Annotated in this window: 14 protein-coding genes; all 14 read left to right on the forward strand. The window is 33.3% G+C overall.

What is annotated here, in order from left to right:
• Window positions 1–4: 4 nt before the first annotated feature.
• Window positions 5–1327 (forward strand): flippase, encoded by a 1323-nt coding sequence (locus tag GWO68_RS16435; protein WP_162347563.1) that lies wholly within the window; start codon window positions 5–7, stop codon window positions 1325–1327.
• A gap of 5 nt (window positions 1328–1332) precedes the next feature.
• Window positions 1333–1851: an acyltransferase gene (locus tag GWO68_RS18040; protein ID WP_162347564.1), complete on the forward strand. Its 519-nt coding sequence runs from the start codon at window positions 1333–1335 to the stop codon at window positions 1849–1851.
• 138 nt (window positions 1852–1989) lie between these two features.
• Complete coding sequence (locus GWO68_RS16445) at window positions 1990–3231, forward strand: hypothetical protein (protein WP_162347565.1); 1242 nt, start codon at window positions 1990–1992, stop codon at window positions 3229–3231.
• Window positions 3232–3306: 75 nt separating this feature from the next.
• A complete protein-coding gene (locus GWO68_RS16450; RefSeq protein ID WP_162347566.1) occupies window positions 3307–4101 on the forward strand; it encodes a glycosyltransferase family 2 protein in 795 nt (264 codons plus the stop codon).
• Between the two features lie 5 nt (window positions 4102–4106).
• On the forward strand, window positions 4107–5207 hold the full coding sequence (locus tag GWO68_RS16455; protein WP_162347567.1) for a glycosyltransferase family 4 protein: 1101 nt from the start codon (window positions 4107–4109) through the stop codon (window positions 5205–5207).
• A complete protein-coding gene (locus GWO68_RS16460) occupies window positions 5201–5809 on the forward strand; it encodes a serine O-acetyltransferase (RefSeq protein ID WP_162347568.1) in 609 nt (202 codons plus the stop codon). Before GWO68_RS16455 ends, GWO68_RS16460 begins: the two co-directional genes overlap by 7 nt.
• A complete protein-coding gene (locus tag GWO68_RS18045; RefSeq protein ID WP_162347569.1) occupies window positions 5794–6927 on the forward strand; it encodes a glycosyltransferase family 4 protein in 1134 nt (377 codons plus the stop codon). Before GWO68_RS16460 ends, GWO68_RS18045 begins: the two co-directional genes overlap by 16 nt.
• The gene (locus GWO68_RS16470) at window positions 6924–7997 is read left to right on the forward strand and encodes a glycosyltransferase family 4 protein (RefSeq protein ID WP_162347570.1); all 1074 of its coding nucleotides are present in this window, start codon (window positions 6924–6926) and stop codon (window positions 7995–7997) included. The genes GWO68_RS18045 and GWO68_RS16470 overlap by 4 nt, the downstream gene beginning before the upstream one ends.
• Window positions 7982–8641, forward strand: a complete 660-nt coding sequence (locus GWO68_RS16475; protein WP_162347571.1) for a nucleoside/nucleotide kinase family protein — start codon at window positions 7982–7984, stop codon at window positions 8639–8641. The genes GWO68_RS16470 and GWO68_RS16475 overlap by 16 nt, the downstream gene beginning before the upstream one ends.
• On the forward strand, window positions 8638–9339 hold the full coding sequence (locus GWO68_RS16480) for a hypothetical protein (protein ID WP_162347572.1): 702 nt from the start codon (window positions 8638–8640) through the stop codon (window positions 9337–9339). The genes GWO68_RS16475 and GWO68_RS16480 overlap by 4 nt, the downstream gene beginning before the upstream one ends.
• Complete coding sequence (gene pssD / locus GWO68_RS16485; protein WP_162347573.1) at window positions 9336–9806, forward strand: PssD/Cps14F family polysaccharide biosynthesis glycosyltransferase; 471 nt, start codon at window positions 9336–9338, stop codon at window positions 9804–9806. Before GWO68_RS16480 ends, pssD begins: the two co-directional genes overlap by 4 nt.
• On the forward strand, window positions 9803–10279 hold the full coding sequence (locus tag GWO68_RS16490) for a glycosyltransferase (protein ID WP_162347574.1): 477 nt from the start codon (window positions 9803–9805) through the stop codon (window positions 10277–10279). The genes pssD and GWO68_RS16490 overlap by 4 nt, the downstream gene beginning before the upstream one ends.
• Complete coding sequence (locus GWO68_RS16495; RefSeq protein WP_162347575.1) at window positions 10276–11073, forward strand: glycosyltransferase family 2 protein; 798 nt, start codon at window positions 10276–10278, stop codon at window positions 11071–11073. The genes GWO68_RS16490 and GWO68_RS16495 overlap by 4 nt, the downstream gene beginning before the upstream one ends.
• 9 nt (window positions 11074–11082) lie before the next feature.
• A partial coding sequence (locus tag GWO68_RS16500; protein WP_162347356.1) for a GDP-mannose 4,6-dehydratase occupies window positions 11083–11221 on the forward strand: 139 nt, incomplete at its 3' end.

Genomic DNA, 11221 nt, shown 5'->3' on the forward strand with positions numbered 1-11221 from the left:
CCTGATGAATGAAGGTAAAAAAGGGTTGTTAAAAAATATTACATCAGTTGGTTTTGTACAAATAGCCAACTATGTTTTCCCGATGATAACAATTCCTATAGTTTCTCGCATAGTGGGGCCGGATAAGCTTGGTGTTATAAACTTTACAGCATCTTTCATCGCTTATTTTACTCTGCTTATAGGCTTTGGATTTGATTTAACAGCCACACGCAAAATAGCTGCTGATCCTGGAAATGAAAATAATCGGAACAAAGTATTTAGCGAAGTATTTACTTCGCAGAGCCTACTCTTTATATTTTCTTTAGTGGTCTTTATCATTTCTCTTTATACTATACCAGAGCTTAAACAGGAGAAGATGGTTGCGATATATACTTTTCTAACTTGTTTAGCAACACTTTTTACTCAGAACTGGCTGTTTCAGGCCATGCAGGATTTACCAAAAGTTGCTATACTTAATTTGTTATCAAAAGTAATTTTTACCATTATTATTTTGATAATGGTAAAGGCTAAAGAAGACTATATCTGGCAGCCGTTAGCATTGAGTTTGTCACAGGTTTTAATAGCCATTATATCTTTTGCATGGGCAATCAAGAAATATAGGTTAAAATTCCACTTTATAAAGGTTTCCCGAAGTCTTAGGTTATTATGGGATGAAAAGACTTTCTTTTTTTCTCTATGCATAATTAGCTTATACACAACTACTAATATTGTAGTTTTAGGTATTCTTCAAGATTCAACACAGGTAGCTTATTACACATCTGCTCAGAAATTAATTGCTATCATGCAGGCTGTAATCACTATTCCCCTGGCTCAGGCATTTTACCCCTATATTGGTAAAGCCTTTGGCGAAAGTTATGAAAGAGGAATTGAAATTGCTCAAAAATTAATCCCTATAGTTTTTGTATTCACTTTTATAGCAGGAGTAATAATTTTTGCAGGAGCCCCAATATTTATAAAATTTTTTTATGGTGAAGCCTTTAAGCCTGCGATAGAGGTATGTAGAATATTAGCCTTTGTGCCGATGTGTATAGCTCTTGGAACGATTGCTGGAATTCATGTAATGCTAAATTTAAAAAAGGATAAATTATTTTTTAAAGTGATATGTGTAGGTGCAACAGTAAGTATATTTCTTAATATATTTTTAGTTAAGCACTTTGGATATATAGGGTCAGCTTATACATGGGCTATTACAGAGTGTTTTAACCTTGTTCTGTTAGTAGTGATGTTAAAAATACATGGTATTAGTATTTTAAATTTAACCTACTTTAAGTTTATCTCTTATAGGGGGAAGTTAATTCTTTTGAAAAAGCTTATAATAAAAACATAAATAAGATGGGATTGTTAAAATTAGTTGCTGATACCTTCAAAATGCCTAAAGCAGTAAGAGCTTCATTGTATCCTATCAATCATAGTAAATTTAGAGGTATTTGTTATAAATTTAAATTAAAACATTGTGGATGGGGAACTACTATAGATAAATATGTAAACATTAAATTAGGACACAATCTTTCTGTAGGTGAATACTGTACTCTAAATTCTTTTATACATATATGGGCTGGCAAAGCTGGTGTTGTTATAGGTGACCGAGTAATGATAGCGTCTCATGTAGCAATAACATCATTAACTCATGATTATACATTATTAGATATGCGCTTTGCACCGGCTATAGACAAACCTGTTTTTATTGCGGATGATGTGTGGGTAGGAGCGCATGCGGTCATAATGCCTGGAGTGAGTATCGGTAAAGGTGCTGTAATTGGTTCTGGTTCTGTGGTAACAAAGGATGTCCCAGAAAATGCTATTGCCGTTGGTGTACCAGCTAAGATTGTAAAATTTAGGAATTATAATTAATAAAATAACTTAGTGCTGGGTGCTCTACTTATTATAATAGCTATAGTCTTTTTTCTAAAAAGAAACTATTACCCTTCTTTAATAATTTTCTTTTTGTTCATGACAAGTGGCTTTCAGGTAATACCTGTGAGTTGGCTGATGACTGGTTTACCATTAGATAAGGGATCTGACTTAGCTATTATCTTCACAATATTTATCGTTTGCTCACGGTTTAAAGATGTTGTGAGAATAGTTAAAAATTATTTCTTGATTAAATGGTGTGTTTACCTTGTTGGGTTTTTATCAATAGTTGCTATATATAGTTTATTAGTTTTAGAATATCCACTTGTTAATGTTCTGCAGGTTTATCGGCCTTATTTATTATTATTTAGTTTTGCTGTTTTTTTTGCTGTACCGCTACGAATTTTAATGAGAGTGTTTCATACGATTGCTCTCATCACTGTTTTTCAAAGTATATTGTTCCTGTTACAAATAATAACAGGTCAGACATTTCTTCTTTCAGCAGCAGGATCAGAAAGCTTTGCTTCTGGCTTAGTTGCAGGATCAGATTATATAAGATTCTATAACACACCAGTTTTTCTTACTCCTGTTTTATTTTACTTTTTTTTCGTTTTCAAGTTTAAATCAAAGTTTAAGCATTATTTTATTTTACTAGTTTTGATTTTAACAGTATTAGGGCCAATGCATAGGTCATATATGCTAGTAATGGTAGCTGTATTATTTATATATGTTTTGCTGCAAAAGTCTTCTAAAAAGAAATTTGTCTATAGTTCTCTAATTAGTATAACTATTTTTGCTGTATCCTTTGTGCCAATTATAAACAGTAGACTAACTGAAGGGATTAACGACTTAGAAACGACCTGGACAGGCAAGCTAAGTCTTAATTCTATTGATGCAAATGAAAACACAACAACTTACCGTATTGCTCATTTTATGGAGCGTTTAGATTATGTATTAAATAAACCTTTGGGCTTGGTATTTGGAATAGGGCTTATAAGCGATAATTCTCCACTAGCTAGTAAGTTGAATTTTAGTGTTGGTCTTGTTTCAGAAGAAACTGGTCAAACATCGCAGGTCGATACGGGAGACCTTGTGTGGTCTCCACTAATTTTAACCATAGGAGTGTTTGGTACAATTATGTATTTCTTATTCTACTGGAAACTAATGTTGTACTATTATAAGCACATAAATATAAGCTCTTATGCTATTGTAGGTTTTCTAACGATACTTGTAGCTTTCTTCATTTCAATGATGGGCACTGAAATGATAAGTAATACATTCAGAGTAATGATGTTATTATTAATAGTATTAGTAATTAAGCAACAAGAGCTTACTAAGCTTATTTTAGAAAAGAATAAGCTTAGTAAGATTCAGTCTTAATGATTCATTAAAACTAAAAAGCCTCCCTTAAACTATTATGCTCTCTCCTGTGTTGAACCAGGACCATGTAATTATATGAAACTATCCATACTTTCTCCTTCTTTTAATCAAGGAAAATATCTTGAAAAAAATATTAAAAGTGTTTTAAAACAGGATTATATAAATGTAGAGCATATAGTAATAGATGGGGGATCAACTGATGAAACAGTTGATATTTTAAAAAAATATTCACATTTAAGATGGGTCTCCGAGAAAGATGAAGGGCAGGCTGATGCGTTAAACAAAGGCCTAGAGATGGCTAAAGGAGATATTATTGGTTGGCTTAATTCTGACGATTATTATGAAGAAAATATTTTTACAGAAGTAATAGAGCACTTCAAAGATCCTTCCTGCTTTTGGGTTATCGGAAACCTAAGTTACTATTTTGAGGAAGGAAATTTTATAAAGAAAGGAAAAAGCCCACTGATAACATATAAGAGGCTATTGGAAAATGTTGACATTGTACGTCAGCAGCCAGCTTTTTTCAGAAGGAGTATAATTGAGCAAGTTGGTAAATGGAACAAAGAATTCCATATGTTAATGGATTATGATTTGTGGCTTCGAGTAGCTAAGCTTCATGATCCAAAAATGGTTGATTCCAACTATGCATATTTTACAATTCAGCCGGACCAGAAAACAAACACAAGCCGCAATGTTAACATTCAACTACACGAGCTTAAGCAGTTGTTAACAAGGGAGCAAGGTAGTATGACTTATTATTATAGGCCATTGATTAAAAAAAAATGGTATCTCCTAAAGAGCCTAGTTAAACAACTACTCATAAGAGCTAGCTTAGCTAAAAAAACTGTACCCTTTTTTCTTAAGAAATAAAGAAAATGAAAGTTTTGTATATGTTGGATACCCTTAATAGGGGAGGAACGGAAACATTGGTATTAGACATATGTAAGTTTAAAGCAAAGCCTTTTGATTTAACCGTTTGTTCAGCGAAGGGTGGAGCTCTCGAAAATGATATTATAGCTTCAGGCGTTAACTATTTACAATACGGAAGAAAATTTTCCTTTGATATTAATTCTATTCTGAAAGTAAGAAATATTCTTAAGAAGGGTAAGTTCGACTTAGTTCACACACATTTGTGGATAGACGCTTTGTTCGTTACTATTGCTAAAGTTGGATTAAAAATTAAACTAGCTCATTCCTTTCATGCTTTTGATACTTACCGCAATAGAAAGTACTTAGCAACCATTCGCTTCATTATGAAACGAACAGATATAAACTTTTTTGTATCAGGATTTGTAAAGGACCACTATCTTAAAAATTACAAGTCTCATTCAAATAATTATGTTTTATATAATGGTGTTAATGAGAGTAAGTTTCTGGTTGAACAGAAAGATATAAGAGATGAACTGGGCTTAAGTATAACTACTAAGGTATTTGGCATGGTTGGTAATTTCATTAATACTGGTCGAGATCAAATTACCATTTGTAGAGCGCTGCCACAAGTAATAGAAAAATATCCTGATTTTCATTTTCTTTTTATTGGTAGAAAGTCTGAAGAAAAGCCCTGGATTTTTGATGAGTGTGTAAATTATTGTAAAGAGTATGGGATACAGGGTAATGTTCATTTCTTAGGGGCAAGAACTGATGTTCCTAGCTTAATAATGTCTTTAGATGCTTTTGTGTATGCTACAAATCATGATACTTTTGGAATAGCAATAGTAGAGGCTATGATGGTAGGATTACCAGTGCTGGCAAATGACTATTCTGTTATAAAAGAGGTTACCAAAGATGGGAAATACTGTACTTTGTACAGAACAAAAGACGTTCAAGACTTAGCAAAAAAACTAGAATATTTAATTTTAGGTCTTGAGAGCTACAAAAATGTAGCAAAAAGAAACATATCAGAAGTACGGAAGAAATATAGTATTGTTGCTCACATAAAAGAGTTAGAGAAGCAGTATAAAAGAATTGTATGCTAAAAAATATTATTGAAGATCTTGATATATATGCTTATCGAAAGGGCTGGCCTAAGTGGTCTGTACTTTTTATTCCTATTTTTTACTGGACTACTTGGCCCATTATCTCTTACAGGTTTAGCCATTGGGTGCATTATAGGGTAAATATCTTATTTTTTCGTCAAGTTTTAAAGTGCTTTTCATTCATGTCGCAGCGTTTTTTTGAAACTTTTACTAGTGTTGAAATTTCAGAAAAAGCTTTTATAGGGAAGGGAATTTTCATTGCACATTATGGTAGTATTGTGATCAGCGAAAGAACAAGAATAGGGGATTATGTTTCTTTGCATCAAGGAGTAACATTAGGTGGAGCCGGTAGAGGTGAAGATTATGGTGACCCTGTTTTAGGCGATAGAGTGTATATTGGAGCAGGTGCTAAAGTAGTTGGTAAAGTTAATTTAGGGTCAGACATAATGATTGGGTGTAATTCTGTTGTAACTAAAAACTTCCCTGATAGCACTACTTTAGGAGGTGTACCAGCTAAAATCCTGAATTACGATGGGAGCGTAGGATTTATTCATTACCGTAATCAAAAGAATCATAACTTAGATTTGTGCAAAATACAGTAGTAATTTTATCGTTTGAACATACACACAAGAATATTCCGCTTCAGCCATGGAAATATATTCATGAAATGGCGAAGACATTTCAAAAGAGAGACTATAAAGTAGTTATAGTCACTAATGGAGGGGATATTGGTGAATCTGAAATAGGGGGAGTGAAAGTAGTCACTTTAAGTAGTGTTTCACCTTTTTCTAAAGAATTAGAAGACTACTTAAATAATAGTAAACCGAAAGCTTTGTATTGGTGGGCATCTTCTCGCACATTTATGTATAAAAAGCTTTTTTCTAAAATGGCCTGTCCTGTTAATCTTCTTTTTACAGGTTCTATATATTATAATTCAGAAATACTACCAGTTATTCACAAAATTGGGCGTAATAATTTAAAGACATATGTCCCTGAATTATTAACTCCCTATAACTTTACCGTTTCACTAGTGAATTCGACATATATTAGTAAAGTAATAACATTATCTGAACGAAATAAAAGGCGGTTAAAGTTAATGGGTTGTGATGAAAGCAAAGTAGTTGTGACAGGAATTGGTAAAGAAGTAAGTGGTTATGAAGATCAGCTACCTAAAGTTAAACGAAATCCTAGACAATTACTATATATTACATCTGCAACAAAGATAAGAGGAATTGAATTTCTTCTGGATACCTTTTCTTCGCTCTTAAAGAATAATCCTACTTTAAGGTTGCGTATATTAGCTCGTCCATCTTCAGGGAATAATTCCGAACGGGTAAGATATCTATCGAGAAAGTTAAAAATAGAAGAGAACGTAGACCTTATAGAGGGATGGTTATCTCGGGCAGAGATATTTAAGGAACTTGCTTCCTGTAGAGCCTTAATTATGCCATTCCTACTTGTGCATTCCGAGATGCCAATTTCTATATTAGAAGCATTTTCTGTTGGTACTCCCGTGGTGGCCCCAGATCTTGATGGAATAACAGAGTTGGTAGAAAACAGAGGAATTGTTTACAGACATTATAAAAAATCAGCTTTATTATCAGCGCTAGAAACTATCGTTACCGATGATGAAAAGTATAAGATTTGGTCTCAGAATGCTTCATGTTTCTGGACTAACAGGCCTGACTGGTCTAAGCTATTTGAGGATCTTGAAATATGAAGAGCTTGCAGGTGTTAATGATTGGCGAGAATATACACCAATCGAAAGGTGGGATTGTAACAGTAATGAAGCAATTGCTTCATGATAGAAGTGACAGTAAACAAATAAATTATAAGCCCATTTTTACAACTGGAGACGGTTTTACTACACCAAAAAAAGTAAGAGGTTGGCTTGTTGCTTACCTAAAATATCTTTTGTATTTACCGTCCTACAAACTTATTCATGTGCATCATGCAGCTAACCTTAACTTCTGGCTAACAGCATTTTTTGTATATGTGGCTAAATTTTTAAGAAGAAAGGTTATTCTTCATAACCATGGTGCGGATTTTAAAGACTTTTATAACAATTGTTCAAAAAAGAGACAGCTTAAGATTAAGGAAATATTTGAAAAGGCTTCAGCTAATATTGTTTTGTCAAACAGCTGGTTAGAATGGTACACAAACATTGCTCCAAATGCTAATTGGATCTTATTGCCAAATGCGATATCAATACCTTGTGATGTAAATGTTAAAAAGCTTATAAAAGACGAAGTTATATTAGTTTATCTTGCGAGAATAGAAGAAAGAAAAGGCTTCTATGACATGCTGGAGGTAATGCCAAAGTTCTTTAGTGCGTATCCAAATGCCCAGCTTTTTATTGCAGGTCAAGGAGACCTTATTAAGGTTAATAAACTGCTTAATGAATATAAAATATCTGATAACATTGAAGTCTTAGGTTACATTAATCAAAAGCAAAAGGACGAACTTTTAAGAAAGGCTCATCTGTTATTACTACCAAGTTATGATGAAGGATTACCTATGGCTTTACTTGAGGCTATGTCCTATGCTGTTGTGCCAATAACAACCCCGGTTGGAGGCATACCGGATGTTATTTGCAATGGAACAAATGGTCTGATGCATGAACCTGGAGATAAAGAAGGCTTGCTAAGAAGTATTGAGCAATTGCTTACTAATCCTAATGGATATTCACTTATGTCAGGCTGTGCATACAAGACAGTTGCCGACAATTTTAATCTTAAAATTTATGATGAAAGATTAAAGGATATATATCATACATGCTTAAATCAATGAAGTTAAAAAGTCGATTTATTTGCTTTATAGGTATTGATGGATCTGGAAAATCAACCCTAGCTGAAATGCTTTGTGAAGATTTAAGAACAAATGGGTATAGTGTTGATTACTTGTGGCTAAGGATGAATTACCTTTTCACAAAACCCGTGCTACTCTTGTGCCGGATATTAGGCTTGACACGTCGTCCAATTGTAAATGGGAGGAAAATAAGTGTGCACGAATTTCACCGGTCAAAATTTATAGCTAATGTTGTTCAGGTGCTTCATTCTTTTGATACCTTTCTGCACTTTGTAGTAAGAATTTATTTCCCATTAAAGTTTACCAAAAAAGTTATAGTGTGTGACAGGTTTATCTACGATGTGTTCGCAGATTTTGCAATAGAAGCAAAGAACAAAAATGTTTTTTCCAAACGGGTTTTTAAGATGGCAAATAAGATGACGAAGAACGCAACCCTATTAATAATAAAAGTGCCAAAAGAAGAAATCTTAAAACGGAAGCCAGATGTGATAGACTATGACCTAGACTATGATTTGCGCTATAATCTTTATGAAGATATAGCAAGTTTTAAAGAAATGAATGTAGTTGATAACACTATAGAACTAGCAGAAGTTTACCAAAAAGTTAAAAGGGTAGTAGTTGCATGAAAAGAAGTGAATTTGTAGAAAAAGGAACAAAAATTAAGATTAGATACAAACCTCTAAACGGATTAATTAATAATACTTTTACTGTAATATTAAAAAATTGGGTATTTCAAGGTTTCTTTGACCTTTCAATAAATGAAAAGATCTATAAAATACTTTTTGATATAATAGGCGTTACGATAGCATATTATTTTGGAATTCAAGATGCTATGAATTTGATAATTGTTTTCCTGTTTGTACATACCGTCAATTGGGTTACAAATGATCATTTTGTAGATAACCTTTACCATCTTCAGGTGTGTAAAACGACTCCTGAAAAGATGGAAGCAGCTATTAAATATTTAATAAACTTTACCCATAAGTATGACAGCATAGTTTATGCTGGTATATATGGAAGGATTGCAAGAGGCGATGAAGTGCATAGTGGAACAGATATAGACATTCGTTTATTGAAGAATAAAGGGTTGGTCAACAGTATTTTTGTTTGTTTTATTGGCCATTACTTAAGGTTTATGGGATTAGTAAAATTAATCCCAATTGACCTTAACATCTGGAACTCACCTACTGATCTGCTAAGAATGAGGAAAGATGAGAATCCTCTTATTATAAAGGATGAAGATCAAATATCGAAGATGTATGCACATTTGCCAAATAACATGTTGGTTAAATACAAGCGCTATGATAAAAGACATATAAAATGAAAGTGTGCATTACTTTTTCAGGGGGGGGGCATTATGTAGAAGCCATGAATGCTTGTTCTAAACTTCTTGAAAACCCTGAGATTAAATATTTTTTTGTTACTTATAAGTCAGAGCATACGAAAAAGAGCTTAAATAAGTGCAACGTTCGCTATGTGGTTCATCCCAAACATAGCTTTCTAATCAAACGCCTGATTTTGTTCTTAGGGAATTTTATATCTTCCTTTCACGTATTTGTTAGAGAAATGCCAGATGTAGTTATTTCAACAGGTGCAGATGTTACTGTAGGGATGATGCTTATTGCTAAAATTTTCAGAAAGAAAGTTGTGTTTATAGAAACAGGAGCTAGTGTAAATGGAAGTTCTTTAACTGGAAGGATAGCTTATCGCTTTTCTGATTTGTTTATAGTTCAATGGCAAGGACAACTATCAATTTATCCTAAGGCAATTTTTGGAGGGCCCTTGCTATGATATTTGTTACTTCTGGAAGTTCTCCACTTGGATATAATGCTTTGTTTAAGGCTTGTGATAAACTTGCATCTCGTCGTGATGATTTAAATTTTATTTGCCAGATCGGAGGCTCCTCATACCTACCACAATATATGAAGTGGGAACGATGGTTCTCTCATGAAAAGATGCTTCATCAGTTAGAAACTGCTGATCTCATTGTTTCTCATGCTGGTTTTGGTATCATTAGTGAATGCTTAAGGTTGAACAAAAAATTGATTGTTGTTCCAAGACAATCAAGAACTGATTCTTATCATTCTCAATCTTCCTTGTCAGAGTATCTTCACGAGCAGAATCATCTTATGTGCTTGAAAGAGATAGATAAGTTAGAAAGTGCAATAGACTCAATTAAAAGTTTTCAACTAAGACCTTATATCGTTAAATCAGAAATTCCACAAATATTAAATAATTATATTAGTAAGTTGATAATAAGATGAAAGTATCTATAGTAATAGTGACAATGAACCACTTATCTAAGCTAAAGAATTTACTTGATTCTCTGTTTGGTAAAGAACAAACGAAACTTAAACATGAAGTCATTGTGGTAGATAATTGTTCTGAGGATGGCACAGTTGATTTTGTTCGGGCAGAATACCCTAACGTTATTGTACATGAGAATGAACAAATTAAAGGTTTTGCAGCAAATAATAATAAAGGGGTAAGTCTGGCTAAAGGGGAATATGTCTTTATATGCAATCCTGATATAATTGTTTTTCCAGGTTCTATTGATACTTTGATTAGGTACCACGATAGGAATCCTTCGGTTGGTATCGTATGTCCTCAACTTTTAAATAGTGATAAAACTTATCAAGCTTCTGTAAGGCGATTTATGAATGCAAAAATCATTGCATTACGTGTTTTACTTAAAGGTAATGATGCAACAAATAATAAGATTGTAAGAAAGTACTTATTAGATGACTTTGACAAAAGTAAAATACAACCTGTTGATTGGGCAATGGGGGCAGCCTTAGTTTTAAAAAGAGATTTTTATTTGAAGCTTAAAGGTTTTGATGAGAGATTCTTTTTATATGTGGAAGATGTTGATTTATGTCTTCGCTCTTGGAAACTTGGATTTAGCGTAGTTTATAATCCCGAGGCTAGGATGATTCATGACCACCAGCGTGCTAGTTTTAATGGAATTAATAGAAAAAGCATTATGCACTTGAGAAGCATGATTTACTTTTTGAAAAAACATAAACTATTTTTTAGCTCACCTTCTTATGTCCACTGAGTATAAGCCATGAAAATACTGATAACAGGCGGAGCAGGCTTTATCGGCTCGCATGTGGTGCAGTTATTTGTGAACAAATACCCGGGCTACCAGATCTATAACCTGGACAAACTGACTTATGCCGGCAACCTGGAGAACCTCTCGGATA

The sequence above is a fragment of the Pontibacter fetidus genome (genome assembly GCF_010119545.1).
GTDB lineage: Bacteria > Bacteroidota > Bacteroidia > Cytophagales > Hymenobacteraceae > Pontibacter > Pontibacter fetidus.